The following is a 17,663-nucleotide window of genomic DNA, read 5'->3' as shown; positions in this document are numbered from 1 at the left end:
CGCCGAGCCGAAAAGCACCTCACGCCGAAAGCACTATGACCCACTGCATCTTCTGTCAGATCGTGGCCGGTACCGCGCCCGCGCACCTCGTCTACGAGGATGAGCACGTCCTCGGCTTCCTCGACATCGCCCCCGTGCGTCCCGGGCACACCCTGCTGGTTCCGCGCGCACACGCCGACGGCCTGGTCGATCTTCCGCCGGAGACAGGCGGGCGGCTCTTTCAGGCCGGCCAACGCGTCGGCATCGCCATGCGCTCCTCGGCGCTGGCCGCCGACGGCGTGAACCTGGCGTTGAACGACGGGGCGGCGGCCTTCCAGACCGTCTTCCACTCCCACCTGCACGTGGTCCCGCGCCATCGCGGAGACAAGGCTCGCTTCGTGACCGGATTCCTCACTCGCCGAGCCGGTGACCTCGCCGCGACGGCGGCCGTTCTGCGTGCGGCGCTGGACGACGCCGGTCCCGCCGAACCGAGCGCGCGATGAGCCCCCTGGACATCGGGCGACGCCTGATCGCGCAGGCCCAGCACATCGTCGTCTTCACCGGTGCCGGTATGTCGGCGGAGAGCGGTGTGCCGACCTTCCGCGACGCCGGCACCGGCTTGTGGGCGCAGTTCGACGTCAGCCAGTTGGCGACGCCGCAGGCCTGGGCGCACGACAGCGAGTTGGTGTGGCGCTGGTACGCCGAACGCGCCGCGGGCGTGCGCGCCACCGAACCCAACTCGGGACACCACGCGATCGCCGCGCTCGCCCGGGACCGCCGCGCCGCCGGCGGATCGGTGCGGGTGGTGACGCAGAACGTCGACGATCTGCACGAACGCGCAGGCCTGGACGAAGTGTGCCACCTGCACGGCAGCCTCTTCGCACCCCGCTGCGATCAATGCAGCCGCCCCGCCGCCCTCGACGCGGCCCTGCGCGCCGAGCTCAGCGCGTGTCCGGCGTGTCCGGGGCGGGTGCGACCGGGGGTCGTCTGGTTCGGCGAGGCCCTGCCCATCCACGCGTGGGACTACGCCGAAGCCGCCTTCGACACCGCCGATCTCGTCGTGGTGGTCGGCACCAGCGGCGTCGTCCATCCGGCGGCCTCGCTCCCGGAGACCGCCGCCCTGCGAGGCGTCCAGGTGATCGAGGTGAATCCGGAGGCCTCCGAGCTCACCCGGGTGAACCTGCGGATCAAGACCACCGCGGCCGAGGGACTCCCCCTCCTGTTCGCCTGACGGTTCAGGCCGCTGGCGTCGTGCACACCGGACGACGCGATTCGGGCCGACGACAGACACGGGCCCGGGCGGTCATCGATTGACGATGTCCGCCCGGGCCCGTGTACGAGGGGTCCGGACCCGCTCAGCCGCGACCGCGGCCGGCGACACGCGGGGGACGCTTGCCCCAGTGGTCCTTCTTGCCGCCCTTGCCGTAGCCGCCCTTGTTACCGCCGCGCTGACGCGGGGCGCCCATGTCCTTGCGGATATCGATCGGGTGCTTGCCGATCCGGGTGTGCTTGAGCATCCCCAGCGTCTCGTTGTCGAGGTCCTCCGGCAGCTCCACCAGACTGAAGTCGTCGCGGATGCTGATGTTGCCGAAGTCGCCGCGGGTGAGGCCGCCCTCGTTGGCGATGGCACCGACGATCGCGCCCGGCGACACCTTGTGCTTGCGGCCCACGGCGATGCGGTAGGTCGCGAAGTTGCCGCCGCCCTTGGGTGCACGCTCCCGACGGTCGCCGCGATCGCGACGGTCGCCGCCGGGCGGGTCCGGCGTCATCAGGAAGCCGCCGTCGCGGGTCTCGAGCGCCAGCGCCGCGGCGATGTCACCGAGGGCCACGTCGTTCTCCCGGGCATAGGCCTCGATCAGACCGCGGAACATGTCCAGGTCGTCGGACTCCAGGTTCCGGGTGATCGACTCGCCGAACTTCACCACGCGCTGGGCGTTGACGTCCTCCACCGACGGCAAGTCGATCTCGGTCAGTTCCTGACGGGTGGCGCGTTCGATGGCGCGCAGCAGGTGACGCTCCCGGGGCGAGACGAACAGCAGTGCGTTGCCCGAACGGCCGGCGCGGCCGGTGCGGCCGATCCGGTGCACGTACGACTCGGTGTCGTGCGGGATGTCGTAGTTGACCACGTGCGAGATCCGGTCCACGTCGAGGCCGCGTGCGGCGACGTCGGTGGCGACCAGGATGTCGAGGGTGCCGTCCTTGAGCTGGTTGATGGTGCGCTCGCGCTGCGCCTGCACCATGTCGCCGTTGATCGCCTGTGCGGACAGGCCGCGGGCGCGCAGCTTCTCGGCCAGTTCTTCGGTGGCCGACTTGGTGCGGACGAAGACGATCATGCCGTCGAACGTCTCCACCTCGAGGACGCGGGTCAGGGCGTCGAGCTTGCGCTGGTGCGAGACCTGCAGATACCGCTGGCTGATGTTCGACGCGGTGCTCGTCTGCGCCTTGACCTTCACTTCCTGCGGATCGTTGAGGTACTTGCGGGCCAGGCGACCGATGGTCGGCGGCATGGTGGCCGAGAACAGCGCCACCTGCTTCTGGTCGGGGGTGTCGGCCAGGATCCGCTCGATGTCCTCGGCGAAGCCCATGCTGAGCATCTCGTCGGCCTCGTCGAGCACCAGGTACGACAGCTCGGACAGATCGAGCGTGCCCTTGTCCAGGTGATCGATCACGCGCCCGGGGGTGCCGACGATCACCTGCGCGCCGCGGCGCAGGCCGGACAGCTGGATCCCGTAGCTCTGGCCGCCGTAGATCGGCAGGACCTTCACCTCGGGCATCTTCGACGAGTAGCGTCCGAAGGCCTCGGACACCTGCAGGGCCAGCTCGCGGGTCGGTGCGAGCACCAGTGCCTGCGGCTTCCGCGCGGATGTGTCGAGTCGGGACAGGACCGGGATGGCGAAGGCCGCGGTCTTACCGGTGCCGGTCTGGGCGAGGCCGACGACGTCGCGCCCGGCCAGCAGGGGCGGGATGGTGGCCGCCTGGATGGGCGAGGGCGTTTCGTAGCCGACCTCGTCGAGGGCCGCCCGTACCCGCTCGTCGATGTCGAAGTCGTCGAACGAGCCGGTCGCTGAACTGGTGTTGTCGGCGCCGCTCATGCGCGCTCATAAGTAGTCATCGTTTGCTGATTCTACCCCCCGAATGCCCTGTGACATGCACCACTTGACTCGCTGGTAGGGTTCCCTTCACGAGGTTCGCCCGAACCGAGCACTGCACACGCACCATCACATCTCTTTGAGGGGATCGCACGCCATGCAGGAGTACACCACTCCCTCCACGCTGACCGTCGGCGACGACGTCACCACCATCACGCGGATTCAGCAGCTCCGCCGCACCAATCCGGCCATGCCGGTGTTTCGCCGCCTCGGCGACTCCGGCCACTGGCTCACGGTCACGGCGCAGCAGTTCGCCGAGGAAGTCGACGCGGTGGCGAAGGGCCTGATCGCCTCGGGCGTCACCCCCGGCGACCGGGTCGCGCTGCTGAGCTCGACCCGCTACGAGTGGAGCCTCATCGATTACGCCATCTGGCGTGCCGGCGCCACCACCGTGGCGATCTACGAGACCTCCGCCCCGGACCAGGTGGAATGGATCCTCACCGACTCGGGCACCAAGCTGCTGATCGTCGAGGATGCCGATCAGCAGACCCGCCACGGGGCCGTGATCGCGGCCGCGGACGCGCTGAACGAGACCCTGGTGATCGACGGCGGTGCCATCGCCGAGCTGTACAAGCGCGGCGCCGACATTCCCGACTCGATCCTCGACGCGTGCGAGGAGGCCGCCAAGTCCAGCGACGCGGCCACCCTGATCTACACCTCGGGCACCACCGGCCGCCCGAAGGGCGTGGTCCTCACGCACGCCAACTTCATCGCCGAGGCCGCAGCGGTGCGCGACTCGGTGGGCCCGGGCCTCGCCGAGGGCAAGTCCACCCTGCTCTTCCTGCCCCTCGCGCACGTCTTCGCCCGCGTCATCGCGGTCGGCTGCATGGAGAACGGCGTGGTGCTGGGGCACACCAGCGACCTGCCCAACCTCGTCGAACACCTCGGCGTCTTCAAGCCGCACTACGTGCTGTCGGTGCCGCGCGTCTTCGAGAAGGTCTACAACTCGGCGCACCAGAAGGCCGTCGACGGAGGCAAGGGCAACATCTTCGACAAGGCCACCGACACGGCCATCGCGTACAGCCGCTCCCTCGACTCCGGCGGCCCCGGCCTGATGCTGCGCCTGAAGCACACGCTCTTCGACAAGCTGGTCTACGGCAAGCTGCGCGCCGCCCTCGGCGGACAGTGCGAAGCGGCGGTCTCCGGCGGCGCCCCGATGGGTGAGCGCCTCGGCCACTACTTCCGCGGCGTCGGCATCCCGGTCTTCGAGGGCTACGGCCTCAGTGAGACCACCGCGGCGGTCACCGCCAACAACGTCGAGCACAGCCGCATCGGCTCGGTGGGCCGCCCGGTGCCGGGCGTGTCCATCGGCATCGCCGAGGACGGCGAGGTGCTGCTCCGCGGACCGGTGGTCTTCACCGGCTACTGGCAGAACGAGGCCGCCACCGCCGACGCCATCCGCGACGGCTGGTTCCACACCGGCGATATCGGCCGACTGGAAGACGGCTACCTCTTCATCACCGGCCGCAAGAAGGAACTGATCGTCACCGCCGGCGGCAAGAACGTCTCCCCCGCGCAGCTGGAGGACACCATCCGGGCGCACCCGATGGTCAGCCAGTGCCTCGTGGTGGGCGACCAGAAGCCGTTCATCGGCGCGCTGCTCACCATCGACCCGGAGGCCGCCCCCGGCTGGCTCGAGCGCAACGGCCTGCCCGCCGATACCTCGATGGAGGAACTGGCCAAGAACCCGAACCTGCGCGCCGAGTTCGAGACCGCGGTGGCCGAGGCTAATGCCAAGGTCTCCGCCGCCGAGCAGATCAAGAAGTTCGACGTCCTCGCCACCGACTTCACCATCGACTCCGGTGAACTGACGCCGACGATGAAGCTCAAGCGCAATGTGATCCACGACAGCTACAAGGTCGCGATCGCGAACCTGTACTCGTAGCCATCGGGCCACATAAGTAACAACTGCAACACGAGCCACACCAGTAACGGCGCGTCGTCCCGGTCACCGGGGCGGCGCGCCGTTACCGTCGGGCCACCATGAGTCGAGATCTGGCCATCGATGCCACCCGCGGCCTGGCGATCTGGAGCATGATCAGCCTCCACTTCGCCAACGGCATGCTGATCGCCCTGCCGACCCACGCCTTCCCCCTGGTCGACGGTATGAGCGCTTTCGTGCTGCTCTCCGGCCTGGTGCTGGGCCTGGTGTACCGCGGATGGACGCAGCGCCACGGCCTGCAGTTCGCCTATCAGCGGCTGGCGCAACGCCTGCTGGTCCTCTACGTCGCACAGGTCGTCATCTCGCTGGCGGCGGTGGCGACGGCCACCCTGCTATCCGGCCGGGAGTACTTCCTGGTCGCGCGTCTCCCCGGCGACGCGCCGTTCTTCCAGCAGCTCTGGTGGGCGCTGACGCTGCGCTTCCTGCCCGGCGGCGGCAACATCCTGGTGGTCTACCTGGTGCTGATGACGTTCGCCTTCGCCGTGGTGCCGTTGCTGATGCGCGGCCGGTGGACCTGGGTGCTCGCGGCGTCCGGCGCGCTGTACGTGGTCAGCCAGGTCGCACCGGCCTGGTGGATGTATCTCAATGCGGCCCCGGACGGCGGGCCGATCCAGAACTGGGCCGCATGGCAGGTGTTGTTCATCCCGGCGATGGTGGTCGGCTGGCAGTGGGAGCAGTGGCAGGTGCGCCGCCGTCTCGACGCTGCGCTCCCCCGCCTGACGGCGTTGACCGTGCTGGTCGGCGTGCTGCTGGCGCACGGCCTATGGATCGAGCGCTGGCTGTGGCAGGCGCCCGAGCTCCTCGGCAAGGTGGAGCTGGGCCCGCTGCGCGCGCTCGCGTCGTGGCTGGTGGTGGCGTGCGTGTACGCCGTCTTCGGCCGCCTTCTACAGTGGATGCGTCGCGACTGGTTGCGGCCGCTGGTCTCGGTCGGGACGCGCAGCCTGGACGCTTACGTGATCCAGGCCGTCGCCCTCCTGGCCCTCCCGACCCTGTTCGCACCCCGTCCCTGGGGTGCGGGCCTGTCGACGCTGATCGTCCTGGCGGTCTTCGCCACCTGCTGGGGTTGGGCGGAGTTCCGCCGACACCGGGGTGTGGACAAACTGCATCGCCTGCCGGCGATCCTGGCCGACGCCGCCGCGACCCCGCAGCGAGGGGCGACTCTCGTGCGGGCCTGATCCACCCGAGAAGGAGTTCGCCATGTCCCCGCAGCGCCCGCACACGCCCCGTCCGGACCGGTCCGTTCCGGCCACCCTCGCCGACGACACGCTGAGCGTGCACGGCGGGAACCACGTCCACGGCGAGGGCGAGGCCATCCGGGTGCCGATCACCATGGCCAACTCCTATCGGCTGCCCTACGACCCGTCGACCATGGACTGGTCGGATCCCGATCACCTGGTCTACACGCGCAACACCGGTGTCAATCAGGTTGCGCTGCAACGGAAATTGGCCGCGATGGAACACGGCGAGGATGCGCTCGCTCTGGCGTCCGGGGTGGCGGCGCTGCACGCGGTGTTCTTCACACACCTGCGCACCGGCGATCACGTGGTGGTCTCCGACACCACCTACGAGGCCACCTACAAGCTCTGGACCACGCTGCTGCCGCGCAAGTACGGCATCGAGGCGACCTTCGTCGACATCACCGATCTCGACGCGGTCGCCGCCGCGATCCGCCCCACCACCCGACTCATCGCGTGCGAAGTGATCGCCAACCCCACCACCAAGGTCGCCGACATCCCGGCGCTCGCCGCGTTGGCGCACAGCCGCGACGTGCTGCTGATGGTCGACTCCACCTTCACCCCGCCGCCGCTGCTGCGCCCGCTCGAGGCCGGCGCCGACCTGGTGGTGCATTCCCTCACCAAGTACATCAACGGCCACGGTGACGCCATGGGCGGCGCGGTGATCGGCCGCGCCGAACTCATCGAGCCGATCCGGGCCGAGGCCATGGTCGACGTCGGCGGCGTGCTGTCACCGTTCAACGCCTGGCTGATCGTCCGCGGTTCGGTGACGCTGCCGCTGCGTCTGGCCCGCCACCAGGAGTCGGCACTGACGCTGGCCCGGTTCCTGGAGGCCGACGATCGGATCGCCTACGTCGCCTATCCCGGACTCGAGAGCCACCCGCAGCACGCGACGGCGCAGCGATTGTTCGACGGCCGGGGCTTCGGCGGGATCCTGGCCTTCGCGCTCGACGGCGGCCCCGACCTGCAGAACCGGTTCGTCGACGAACTCCGGGTGATCACCTCGGCGGTCTCGGTGGGACACGACGAGTCGCTCATCGTCCACGTGGGCACCTCCGGGCCGCGCGTGGCCGCCTACCCCGAGGGCTTCCGCACGCTGGGCCACCTGCGCTTCTCGGTCGGTTTGGAGGACGTCGACGACCTCCGCGCCGACCTCGCCGCGGCCCTCGACGCCGTCGTGGGCCCGGCCTGAGCGCCCTTCCAACCGGCGGGCGCGACGGCTATCCGGCGACGAACAGGATGCCGCGGGTGATCGCCTCGCGCACCACCGGCAGGGTCACCTCGGCGAGCGCGTCGGCGTCGACCCCGTGGAAGTCCGCGAGCAGTCCGATCAGCGCGCTCAGCGGCACTTCACCGCGGCAGCCGGCCAGCAGGGCGGTCATCACCTCGTCGACGGGCAGCACGGCCCCGGGACCGCCGGGGCGGGTCACCGCCGCCGAGATCTCCTGCCAACCGTCCGATCCGGGCAGCGACTGCGCTTCGAGGAAGACCGGCGAGGTGCTGAGCGAAGCGGCCAGCAGGTCGTCGTCGGACGTGGTGCGCAGGAAGTCCCGCCGCGCCCACCAGGCCTGTACTTCGAAGCCGGTCACTTCCTGGCCGGCCGCGGTGATCTCCTCGATCACCACGTCCGGTTCGCGGTCGGTATCGGGCTTGCGCAGCGTCACCAGCCCCATCCCGATGCCGACGATCTGTTCACGTTCGAACCAGTCGAGCCAGAGCGCGCCGCGTTCGGCGGCAGCCTCCGGGGTCTCGCCCGCGTCGGCGATCCACAGCGAGATGTAGCTGATCGGATCGGCCAGCTCGCGCTGCACCACCCAGGCGTCGAGGCCGCTGGCCCGCACCCACTCCCCGATGCGGGCCTGCCAGTCGTCGACGTCGTGCACCACCCAGTTCGCGAGCAGCTGGGCCACGCCGCCGGGCGCGAGGTGGTCGGCGACCTGCTCGATCAGCCGGCGGCTGATGCCGTCGCCGGCGATGCCGGAGTCGCGATAGATGTAATCCTGGCCGCCCGCGCCCACCACGAACGGCGGGTTGGCGACGATCAGATCGAATCGCTCGCCGGCCACCGGCTCGAAGAGGCTGCCTCCGCGCAGATCCCAGGACATGCCGTTGAGCTCCGCGGTGACCCGCGCGAGGGCCAGTGCCCGCGGATTGGTGTCGGTGGCGACGACGGTCTCGGCGTGCGAGTCCAGGTGCAGCGCCTGAATGACGCAGCCGGTGCCGAGGTCCAGGGCGCGCGCGGCCGGGGTGCGCACCACCGCGTGCGCCAACGACATCGACGCGCCCCCGATCCCGAGGACGTGGTCGTGCGCCAGGGTGGCCGCGCTCAGGAGCGCGTCCTGATCGCTGACCACCAGGTATTCGTGATCGTCGCTGCCGTGCGGCCGGATGTCGAGGACCGCGCGGAAGCCGCCGTCGGCGGCGGCGAGGACGCCCTGTTCCACCAGGATCGCCGGGGCGATCGGCGCGAAGGCCGCGCGCACGTGCGCCTCGGGTTCCAGGCCGCCCAGCAGGAACAGCCGGATCAGCGTGGCCAACGGGCGACGAGCCTCGTCGGCGCGCTCGGTCGCGCGCAGGGCCGGCCACCACGTGCCGACGGTCAGCGCCGCACCCGCCTGCTCACCGAGCAGATCGGCAATGCCGGCGGCGGTGAAGTCGCGCTCGCGGAGCGCGGTCCCGAGGGCCTGCACGACGGACTGGTCACGGAGCGGAAGCGAGGTCACCGGCCCGAGCCTACCGGCCACCGCAGATTCACCGAATATTCCGCCCATACCGGAGAGTTACCAGGAGCGCCAGGACCGGATCGCCCGGCAGAAGACGCCGTTCTTCCGACCCCGGTCTCGCCCTGCTCCCGCCCGGATCGTGCGCCGCACTCGGCCCCCTCGTCGCCGTCGTCGCCGACCCAGCCGTCCCGACCGTCCGAGTCGACCGAAACCATCTGTGTCAGTGGCGAATTCGCCACCCTCGGCGTGATCTACGAGTCGATCGTGCAGTCCGCGCTGCCCGGCCTGCCGCCGCAGGTGCGCAGCACCGTCCTCGCGCAGCACCCGCAGATCAAGTCCGAGATGGAACGGATCACCGTCTCCACGCTCGCCCTGTCCGAGCATCCGCGGACGCTCGGGGCGAGCGCCGACGACCCGTCGACCAAGTACCGTTCGCCGCAGTCGCAGGCGATCGTCTCGGGGCTGCTCAAGATCCGCGACGGCAAGCAGAACGAGGCCATCCCGGTCGCCAACATCACCCTGTCGCAGGCGGTGGAGTCGGCGTGGCTGTACTTCTTCCTCGGCGTGCTGGCGCCGGCCCGCATCGGCGTGGAGATGGCGCCCAACGTCTTCGATCTGAGCGGCGCGGTGATCCCGGAGCTCGGCTTCCCGTCGTACAGCATGCTGCTGACCATCGGTTTCGCCGTGTTCCGGCTGGGGCTGACCCAGCTGTACTCGGCCATCAGCGAGTCGATTCTGGACAACTGCATGGCCCGCGTGACGCCCGAGCAGAAGGCCCTCGCCGGTAAACCCAGCGAGGACGTGGTCTACGACATCCCGATCCATCCGATCATCGCCGGCATCGCCGACCAGCTCGCGCTCGCCGATTCGGAGACGTGCACGCCGATCGGCGACCTGACGCTGGCCCGCATCGTCGGCCGCGTCAGCGATGCCGCACAGCAGCAGGCCCCCGATGCGGCGGCAAAGCGGCGGATCCAGGCGCAGACCAAGCAGGTGCTGCGGCAGATGAAGTCGGTGCGCATCCCGCACAACCTGATTCCGGCCGATCCGGCGGACTGGTCCACCGTCGAAACGATGGGCTCCTACATCGGCGGCGCGATCCCCTACGTGGGCGGGGCGCCGCTGGACATCCTGATCGGCCTCGGCCACAACCTCGGTACGGGCGCCGACCTGGGCGCGACGGTGCCGATGACCGAGCTGACGGTCACCAAGTCGCTCACCGCCACGTACTTCACCTACTACCTGTCGGTGCACCTGTTCACCGAAATCGGCTCGGCGCTGGTCGACCCGATCCGGGCGGGCGACGCGCTGCTGATCTCGCCGTTCCGGATCATCGGCAACGCCCTGAACGTGCCGCTGGTCTACGGCCTGGTGACCTACCACGACGTGGTGCGGTCGATGTGCCTGCGCGAAGACGACACCACCGGCACCGGCCTCGGAGCGGAGAAGGACAAGCGGGATCCCGCAGCGCCGTCGACCGCATCGTCCACCGCGCCCCGGCGGCAGACCGTCGGCCGCTGACGCCGACACCAGCGGCCCGAACCTGCGAACAGTTCGCGCCGCTGGTGGGGTGAACCGCTACACGCGGCCCGCCGCCGCTAGCCCGAACGCGCGCCCGCGGTCGCGGTAGTAGCGCGTGGCGCAGGCGTTCTGCTGGTGCCAGTAGAGCCGCAGCGCCAGCGGGAGCCGCGGGGTCCAGAAGTCGTCGTCGATGGGCAGGCGCGGCTGCTGCGCGCCGAGCTCGACGTCGGCCACCACCACGCCTGGTCCCTCGGCGGTGTTGCGGGCGGTCAGCACGGTGCCGTCGGCCGCGACGATCTGCGTGGCACCTACATAGCGGGTCGTGTACGGCGCGGTCCGGGCCATTCCCGGCACCAGCAGGAAGTCGGTGGCGAACTCGCCGCAGTGCGAGGCCTGCAGCACGGGCGCGCCCACGCGGCGGGCGAACTCGCTCGGCGCGTTCTCCGACAGGTAGCGGTTGTACTGCGCGAGCGGCCCGAAGGTGCGGTCCACCGCGCCGCCCCAGTTCTCCGGCACGCTCCACCAGTGCGTGCCGGTCATCACCACGTCGACGCCGCGCAGACGTCGCGCGGTTTGATTGCGAATCAGTTCCCAGCACACCGCCGCCCCGACCGCGCCGTCGGCGGTGGCGAAACGGCCGTCGTCGTGCCCGGGTCCGTAGAAGGCGTTCTCCCACATCGTCGGCAGATCCTTGTCGTGCCGGTGCACGGTGCCGTCGGGTTCGACGAAGTGGTAGCGGTTGTAGATCTCGTCGCCGTCGGCGATCAGCAGGGAGCCGCCGATCCGCACCCCGTGCTGCGTCGCGGTGCGTACCAGCAGGTCGACGGCCGGGTTCTCCGGCGGCAGCACGCTGCGGTGGGCGTCGGGCAGGAACGGCAGCGGCGACGTCGCGAACTCCGGGATCGCGATCCACTCCGCGCCCCGATCCAGCGCCTCCGCGATCAGCGTCTCCAGGCGCCGCAGGTTCTCCCGGACGTCGCCGACCACGCCCTGGAACTGGACGGCGGCGGCGCGGACGGTACGCACCTGGTCACTGACGGGCTCAACCTTCTCCACGCCCCCATCCTCGCAGAGGCACGCACTTCCGCGAGAGGCCGCCGTTCCCGCGAAAGGTTCTGGTTCCCGCGGGCGCCCCGCCGGGCCGCGGGAACCGAATCGTCTCGCGGGAAGGTGGCCGACGGGGCTTCTGGTGCGCGAGAAGGGACTTGAACCCTCACGTCCGAAGACACTGGAACCTAAATCCAGCGCGTCTGCCAATTCCGCCACTCACGCTTGCCGGTCCAGCGTACGCGGGCGCCTACAGCTGCCAGTTCTCGGCCTGTTCCCACCGCTGCGCGAGGTCGGCCAGCAGACCGCCGCGGGCCCACAGCTCGGCGAACGTCCCGGTCTCGACGACGCGCCCGGCGTCGAGCACCACCACCTGATCGACGGTCGCGAGCACCGCGGGCCGACGCGTCACCAGCACGACGGTCCGCGTGCCCCGCAGCCGTCCCACTTCCGCGACCAGTGCGGGGTCGGCGGCGTCGTCGACCAGCAGCAGGCCGGCGGGTTTGCCCAGCACGCGGTCCCGACCGAGGTCCGCGAACGCCACCGCGGTCCGGGCGCGACGCTCGGCCAGGAGCGCGGGCTCGCCGTCGAAGAGCACCGTGCCCGCGCTCTGGCGGCGCAGTCCGGACAGCACCTCCAGCAGCGTCGACTTACCCGATCCGGAGCCGCCGACCACCGCGGTGACACTGCCGGCGGGCAGTTCCAGGTCGATCCCGTCGAGCGCCGGCGGGCGGCCGGGGTAGGCGAACCGCAGCTGCGACAGCGTCACCGCGCACGGGCGTTCCGGCGCCGGGATCGGGGCGAGGACGGCCTCGGCCCGCTCGGCCTCCACCAGCGCGCGCAGCTGCGCCAGCATGCTCGTCGCCGACGCCAACGGCGCACTCAACAACGACAGTGCGCCGGTGGTCTCCACCACCCGGAACAGCACCACGGCCATCGCCGCCGCGGTGACCCCGGACATCGATCCGGACAGGTACAGCCCACTCACCACCGCGCCGAAGACCAGCAGGACCACGATCAACACCGACGACAGCACCAGGTGACTGGGCAGCTGCCAGGCCAGCAGGTGCAGGCTGCGGCGGCGCGAGGCCTTGACCACCGCGGCCGTCGCGCGCGGGCCGGATTGGTCGCCGCGGCGGGCGGGTTGGGTCCACGCGAACTCGAGCACCGGGTCGTCGACGTCGGTGAAGGCCGACTCGGCGGCAGCCAGCGCACGACTGGTCGCCGCGACCGCACCGGCCAGCGCCAGACCGCCGACCAGCGCGACCAGCGACAATTGCCACGCGACGGCCAACAGCATCAGGGACAGCAGCGGCGTCAGGGCCAGCGCGTGCAGCAGCGGCGAGCCCAGCAGGACCACGGCCGTCACCGATTCCGGTACCGCCGTGGCCAACAGTTCCCGCAGGCGCGCGGCCCGCGTGCCGGCCAACTCGTCCACGCCCAGGCGGCGAATCGCCGCCGGCCCCGCGGTCTCGATCGCATCGATCAGCCCGAAGCCGACGCGCAGCCCGAACCGCGCCGCCGCATTGTCGGCCAGCCAGGTCGCCACCAACTGCCCCACCAGCAGCCCGACCCACGGCCAGGCCTGCGACGGCGCGGCGCCGAACAGCGCGTGCAGGACCGGAATCAGCGTCATCACCGACGACGCCTGCAGGAGCGCCGACAGCAGGGTCAACCCCACGAAGGCCACCCGGTCCCGGCGTCCGGCGGGTCCGGTGACGGCGGCGATGTCGGAGTAGATCACGCGAGCTCCCCCACTTCGCTGCGGTACCGACGCGCGTACTCCCCGTCGGCGGCCAGGAGTTCGGCATGGCTGCCCTGCTCCATGATGCGGCCGCCGGCCAGGACGACGATCAGGTCGGCCCCGACCGTCGGGCGCAGCCGGTCGGCCAACACCAGCACGGTGCGTCCGACGACGAGCCGCGAGATGCCCTCCCGCACCTCCCACGTCGAGTCCGGATCCGCGGCCGTCACCGCCTCGTCGAGGATCAGCAGGCGCGGGTCGGCCAGCAGCACGCGTGCCAGTGCCAGTCGCTGCCGCGCCCCGGCCGACAACCGGTCCGGCACCACCACCGTGTCGAAGCCGTCCGGCAGTCGGTCGATGAGTTCGGTCAGGTGCGCGCCGCGCGCCGCCTCGGCGATCTCCGCGCGCGTGGCTTCGGGCCTGCTCACCGCGAGATTGTCGGCGACGGTGCCGGGCACCACGCGCACACTGCGGTGCAGGACGCCGATCTGTCGGCGCAGTTCGGATTCGTCGTAGTCGCGCACATCGGAGCCGTCGAGCACCACGGCGCCCGCGTCCGGGTCGCGCCAGCGCGCGGCCACCGCGGCCAGCGCTTCGCGGCCGCCGTCGGCGGGGCCGACGATCGCCGTCACACCGCCGGGCACGCAGGCCAGGCTCACGTGATCGAGGCCGCCGGCCTCCCCGGTCGACACCACCACGTCGTGCAAGGTCACCACGGCCGGGCAGTCCGCGGGCGGCAGCTCCACCGGGCGCGCGGCCCGCGCCAGTTCCTCCGTCGCCAAGAAGCGGTCCAGCCGGGCGGCCGCATCGCGGCCCTCCCGCAGACCGTTGGGCGCGTACGCCGCCGCCAGGATCCGATCGCCGAACGAGGTGCCGAGGATCAGGAAGGGCACGATCGCCGCCGCGGACATCCACCCCGTCACGATCAGACCGGTGCCGACCACCACCACCAGCACCATCGCCGTCATCGGGCGATTCAGTTGCAGCAGGATCGCCTTGCTGCCCAAGGTCCCGCTCTGCCAGGTCTTCAGAAAGCGGGACATCTGCGACAGCTCGCCGGGCAGATCCACCACGGCGTCGTCGCCGTAGATCCGGCTCACCGGCTGCGCGCGGATGTACTCCTCGGTGACCTCCGGGAGCTTCCGGTCCCACTCCAGCATCTCGGTCAGCCGCGACTGATCCCGGAAGGCCAACACCATCATCGCCACCAGATAGCCGCCCACCGGGATCAGCAGCACCAGGGTCAGCGTCCAGTTCACCGTGAAGAGGTAGCCGAGCATCGCCAGCGGCGTCACCACCGTGACCACCACGTCGACCACCGCGTGCGTGACGAGGTAGTGCAACGCGTTCACATCGTCGTGCACTAGGGTGCGCAGCCGGACACGGCGGCGCGACAGAAACCAGGCCAGCGGCAGCCGCACCAGCTTGTCGAGAATCGTGCGGCGCAGCGCCGCGGCGAAGTATTGGTCGTAGAAATGGAGCAGGGTGAGCAAGATCGCACCCGCTGCCACACCGACCACCAGCACCCCGGCCCCGACCGACGCCAACCGCACCAGACGGTCGCGGCCGGCGCCGTCGATCAGGTCCCGCGCGAGGTCGGCGAACAGCACCAGCGGCAGCACGGTCAGGCCTGCGAGCACCAGCGCAATGAGTCCGGACAGCGCGAACGCCGGTCGCGCCCGACGCAGCACCGTGCGCTCCGCATCGCTGGCCATCGCGTGCTCTCCTTCTCCCCGCCGGTCGCTGGGCGCCACCCTACCGACCGCGCACGGCGACGGCGGACTCGCCGCGGAACAGGTCACACGCATGCAACAGGTACCGTCGAGGGTGTGGAGAACACCCCCCAGAAGCCGAAGAAGCGGCACCGCCCGGCGCTGATCGCGCTCGTGGTGGTGGCCGCGCTGGTGTGCGTCGGCATGGGTTGGTGGCAGCTCGATCGCTTCGAGTCCGCCTCCGGCACCGCGCAGAACCTCGGTTACGCACTGCAGTGGCCGGTCTTCGCGATCGCCTTCGTGTGGGCCTACCGCCGGTTCGTCATGCTCGAAGCCGACCCCGACTCCGTCGAAACCGAACGCAGCCGCAGCGGCCCCACCGAGATCCCCGCCGGGATCCTGCCGGAGCGGCCGACCGCCGCCGACCCGTCGGTCGCGGCGCTCGACGACGACGCTGACGATCACGCGCGCTCCGACTACAACCGCTATCTCGCCGGATTCGGCGGCGAGTCCGACGCCCGCCCGCTCGAAAAGGATCAAGAGTGACCGACACGCCCGAAACCAGCACCGCGCCCGCCACCGGGTCCACCGACCAGCCGCGCGTGACCGCGTCGGCGGCGTCGATCCGGACGTCCCTGCAGCGCTTCCGCGTGATGGCGTACATCACCGGCGTCTGGCTGCTGGTGCTGGTGGCCGAGATGATCGCCAAGTACGGCTTCGGCGTGGAGGGCCTCGAGTGGATCGGCCCGGTGCACGGCGCCATCTACTTCCTGTACTTCCTGATGACCCTGGACCTGGCGATGAAGGTCCGCTGGTCGGTGTGGAAGACCTTCCTGACCGTCCTCGCCGGCACCGTTCCGCTGCTGTCGTTCTGGGTCGAGCACATCCGCAACATCGAGGTGCGGGACCGCTTCCTGTCCTGACCTGCTCTTCGAGCCCGTCGACTGCGGGGCGTCCACTGCGGTGGGCGCCCCGCTTGTCGTTTACCCGGACGCCTTCCTTCCATGTACTCGAACGTCCCCCTTCCATTTACTTGGATGTCCTAGTATATTTCCTCGCATGGCTGATCTTCGTTCCATTCCCCACTTCCTCAACGGCACCCGCGTCGACGCTCCCGACGCCCGACAGGCCGATGTCTACGATCCGAACTCCGGCACCGTCGTGGCGACCGTGCCGCTGGCCTCCACCGCCGACGTCGCCGCCGCCGTCGACTCGGCCGCCAAGGCCCAGCGCGAATGGGCGAGCTGGAACCCGCAGCGCCGCGCCCGCGTCCTGATGCGCTTCGTGGATCTGGTGAACGCCGAGATCGACGAACTGGCCACCACCCTGTCGCTGGAGCACGGCAAGACCCTCGCCGACGCCCGCGGCGACATCCAGCGCGGCCTCGAGGTGATCGAGTTCGCGATCGGCATCCCGCACCTGATCAAGGGCGAGTACACCGAGGGCGCCGGCTCCGGCATCGACGTGCACTCGGTCCGCCAGCCGCTCGGCGTGGTCGCCGGCATCACCCCGTTCAACTTCCCGGCCATGATCCCGCTGTGGAAGGCCGGCCCGGCCCTGGCCTGCGGCAACGCCTTCATCCTCAAGCCCAGCGAGCGCGATCCGTCGGTCCCTGTCCGCCTGGCCGAACTGTTCACCGAGGCCGGTCTGCCCGACGGCGTCTTCCAGGTGGTGCACGGCGACAAGGAGTCGGTCGACGCCCTCATCGAGCACCCCGACGTCAAGGCCCTCGGCTTCGTCGGCAGCTCCGACATCGCCCAGTACATCTACACCGGCGCAGCCGCGCAGGGTAAGCGCTCGCAGTGCTTCGGCGGCGCCAAGAACCACGCCATCGTGCTGCCCGACGCCGACCTCGACATGGTCGCCGACGCGCTGCTCGGTGCGGCCTACGGCAGCGCCGGCGAGCGCTGCATGGCCCTGTCGGTGGCCGTTCCGGTCGGCGCCGAGACCGCAGACCGCCTGCGCGAGAAGATGATCGAGCGCATCGCCGGCCTGCACGTCGGCCACAGCCTCGACCCGCGCTCGGACTACGGCCCGCTGGTCGCGCAGTCCGCGCTCGACCGCGTCAACCACTACCTCGACCTCGGCGTGCAGGAAGGCGCCGACCTCGTGATCGACGGCCGCGGCACCGGTGCCGCCGACGCCGACTTCGAGGGCACCGACCTCACCAAGGGCTTCTTCGTCGGACCGAGCCTGTTCGACCACGTCACCCGCGACATGGCCGTCTACACCGACGAGATCTTCGGACCGGTACTGGTGATCGCCCGCGCCGACGACTACGAAGAGGCGCTGGCCCTGGCCAACGACCACCAGTACGGCAACGGCGTCGCGATCTTCACCAACGACGGTGACGCCGCCCGCGACTTCGCCGCGCGCGTCGAGGTCGGCATGGTCGGCGTCAACGTGCCGATCCCGGTGCCGGTGGCCTACCACACCTTCGGCGGCTGGAAGCGTTCCGGCTTCGGCGACCTCAACCAGCACGGTCCGACGTCGATCCAGTTCTACACCAAGACCAAGACCATCACCTCGCGCTTCCCGTCGTCGGCGGTGCGCACCGGTCAGGTCAGCGCTTCCGAGGGTGCCGAGTTCGTCATCCCGACGATGAAGTAGC

At 70.4% G+C, this 17,663-nt stretch carries 14 protein-coding genes and 1 tRNA gene; 9 read left to right on the top strand and 6 right to left on the bottom strand.

What is annotated here, in order from left to right:
- Positions 1-35 precede the first annotated feature (35 nt).
- Together MUG78_RS12160 and MUG78_RS12155 are read left to right on the top strand one after the other, a co-directional pair.
- Positions 36-482: an HIT family protein gene (locus tag MUG78_RS12160; RefSeq protein ID WP_246995139.1), complete on the top strand. Its 447-nt coding sequence runs from the start codon at positions 36-38 to the stop codon at positions 480-482.
- Positions 479-1,210: an NAD-dependent protein deacylase gene (locus MUG78_RS12155; protein WP_246995137.1), complete on the top strand. Its 732-nt coding sequence runs from the start codon at positions 479-481 to the stop codon at positions 1,208-1,210. Before MUG78_RS12160 ends, MUG78_RS12155 begins: the two co-directional genes overlap by 4 nt.
- A 124-nt stretch (positions 1,211-1,334) precedes the next feature.
- On the opposite strand, the gene MUG78_RS12150 is transcribed toward MUG78_RS12155, so the two are convergent.
- On the bottom strand, positions 1,335-3,071 hold the full coding sequence (locus MUG78_RS12150) for a DEAD/DEAH box helicase (protein ID WP_246995136.1): 1,737 nt from the start codon (positions 3,069-3,071) through the stop codon (positions 1,335-1,337).
- 154 nt (positions 3,072-3,225) lie between these two features.
- Here MUG78_RS12150 and MUG78_RS12145 point away from each other — a divergent pair, with 154 nt between their 5' ends.
- From MUG78_RS12145 to MUG78_RS12135, 3 genes are all read left to right on the top strand, one after another.
- Positions 3,226-5,013: an AMP-dependent synthetase/ligase gene (locus MUG78_RS12145; RefSeq protein ID WP_246995134.1), complete on the top strand. Its 1,788-nt coding sequence runs from the start codon at positions 3,226-3,228 to the stop codon at positions 5,011-5,013.
- 98 nt (positions 5,014-5,111) lie between these two features.
- Positions 5,112-6,245 (top strand): OpgC domain-containing protein, encoded by a 1,134-nt coding sequence (gene opgC / locus MUG78_RS12140; protein WP_246995132.1) that lies wholly within the window; start codon positions 5,112-5,114, stop codon positions 6,243-6,245.
- Between the two features lie 22 nt (positions 6,246-6,267).
- Positions 6,268-7,497, top strand: coding sequence for a trans-sulfuration enzyme family protein (locus tag MUG78_RS12135; RefSeq protein ID WP_246995130.1), 1,230 nt, complete (start codon positions 6,268-6,270; stop codon positions 7,495-7,497).
- 28 nt (positions 7,498-7,525) lie between these two features.
- Here the strand turns inward: MUG78_RS12135 and MUG78_RS12130 are convergent, their stop codons facing one another.
- Positions 7,526-9,076, bottom strand: a complete 1,551-nt coding sequence (locus tag MUG78_RS12130) for a DUF7782 domain-containing protein (protein WP_372493208.1) — start codon at positions 9,074-9,076, stop codon at positions 7,526-7,528.
- 198 nt (positions 9,077-9,274) lie between these two features.
- Between MUG78_RS12130 and MUG78_RS12125 the strand changes: the two genes are divergently transcribed.
- The gene (locus tag MUG78_RS12125; RefSeq protein WP_246995126.1) at positions 9,275-10,549 is read left to right on the top strand and encodes a hypothetical protein; all 1,275 of its coding nucleotides are present in this window, start codon (positions 9,275-9,277) and stop codon (positions 10,547-10,549) included.
- 57 nt (positions 10,550-10,606) lie between these two features.
- Here MUG78_RS12125 and MUG78_RS12120 read toward each other — a convergent pair whose 3' ends face one another.
- The 4 genes from MUG78_RS12120 to MUG78_RS12105 all read right to left on the bottom strand — a co-directional run bounded on the left by MUG78_RS12120 (position 10,607) and on the right by MUG78_RS12105 (position 15,055).
- Entirely contained in the window at positions 10,607-11,605 is a 999-nt protein-coding gene (locus MUG78_RS12120; RefSeq protein ID WP_246995124.1) for a carbon-nitrogen hydrolase family protein, read from the bottom strand.
- Positions 11,606-11,736: 131 nt separating this feature from the next.
- Positions 11,737-11,821: transfer RNA gene (locus MUG78_RS12115), tRNA-Leu, on the bottom strand.
- Positions 11,822-11,846: 25 nt separating this feature from the next.
- On the bottom strand, positions 11,847-13,340 hold the full coding sequence (locus MUG78_RS18310; protein WP_246995122.1) for an ATP-binding cassette domain-containing protein: 1,494 nt from the start codon (positions 13,338-13,340) through the stop codon (positions 11,847-11,849).
- The gene (locus MUG78_RS12105; RefSeq protein WP_246995120.1) at positions 13,337-15,055 is read right to left on the bottom strand and encodes an ABC transporter ATP-binding protein; all 1,719 of its coding nucleotides are present in this window, start codon (positions 15,053-15,055) and stop codon (positions 13,337-13,339) included. Before MUG78_RS12105 ends, MUG78_RS18310 begins: the two co-directional genes overlap by 4 nt.
- 114 nt (positions 15,056-15,169) lie before the next feature.
- On the opposite strand from MUG78_RS12105, the gene MUG78_RS12100 reads away from it, so the two are divergent.
- The 3 genes from MUG78_RS12100 (at position 15,170) to MUG78_RS12090 (ending at position 17,662) form a co-directional block, all read left to right on the top strand.
- Positions 15,170-15,598, top strand: a complete 429-nt coding sequence (locus tag MUG78_RS12100) for a transcriptional regulator (protein ID WP_246995118.1) — start codon at positions 15,170-15,172, stop codon at positions 15,596-15,598.
- Complete coding sequence (locus MUG78_RS12095) at positions 15,595-15,975, top strand: DUF3817 domain-containing protein (RefSeq protein WP_246995116.1); 381 nt, start codon at positions 15,595-15,597, stop codon at positions 15,973-15,975. Before MUG78_RS12100 ends, MUG78_RS12095 begins: the two co-directional genes overlap by 4 nt.
- Positions 15,976-16,111: 136 nt before the next feature.
- Entirely contained in the window at positions 16,112-17,662 is a 1,551-nt protein-coding gene (locus tag MUG78_RS12090; protein WP_246995114.1) for a CoA-acylating methylmalonate-semialdehyde dehydrogenase, read from the top strand.
- Position 17,663: the final 1 nt, after the last annotated feature.

This window comes from Gordonia alkaliphila (genome assembly GCF_023017165.1).
GTDB classification, from domain to species: Bacteria; Actinomycetota; Actinomycetes; order Mycobacteriales; family Mycobacteriaceae; genus Gordonia; species Gordonia alkaliphila.
This window is presented reverse-complemented; position numbering and strand designations above follow the sequence as displayed.

Excerpts from the sequence above, each read along its gene's own strand:
- MUG78_RS12160 (WP_246995139.1), top strand. The coding sequence starts at position 36 with ATGACCCACTGCATCTTCTGTCAGATCGTGGCCGGTACCGCGCCCGCG.
- MUG78_RS12155 (WP_246995137.1), top strand. The coding sequence starts at position 479 with ATGAGCCCCCTGGACATCGGGCGACGCCTGATCGCGCAGGCCCAGCAC.
- MUG78_RS12150 (WP_246995136.1), bottom strand. The coding sequence starts at position 3,071 with ATGAGCGGCGCCGACAACACCAGTTCAGCGACCGGCTCGTTCGACGAC.
- MUG78_RS12145 (WP_246995134.1), top strand. The coding sequence starts at position 3,226 with ATGCAGGAGTACACCACTCCCTCCACGCTGACCGTCGGCGACGACGTC.
- opgC (WP_246995132.1), top strand. The coding sequence starts at position 5,112 with ATGAGTCGAGATCTGGCCATCGATGCCACCCGCGGCCTGGCGATCTGG.
- MUG78_RS12135 (WP_246995130.1), top strand. The coding sequence starts at position 6,268 with ATGTCCCCGCAGCGCCCGCACACGCCCCGTCCGGACCGGTCCGTTCCG.
- MUG78_RS12130 (WP_372493208.1), bottom strand. The coding sequence starts at position 9,076 with ATGGGCGGAATATTCGGTGAATCTGCGGTGGCCGGTAGGCTCGGGCCG.
- MUG78_RS12105 (WP_246995120.1), bottom strand. The coding sequence starts at position 15,055 with ATGGCCAGCGATGCGGAGCGCACGGTGCTGCGTCGGGCGCGACCGGCG.
- MUG78_RS12090 (WP_246995114.1), top strand. The coding sequence starts at position 16,112 with ATGGCTGATCTTCGTTCCATTCCCCACTTCCTCAACGGCACCCGCGTC.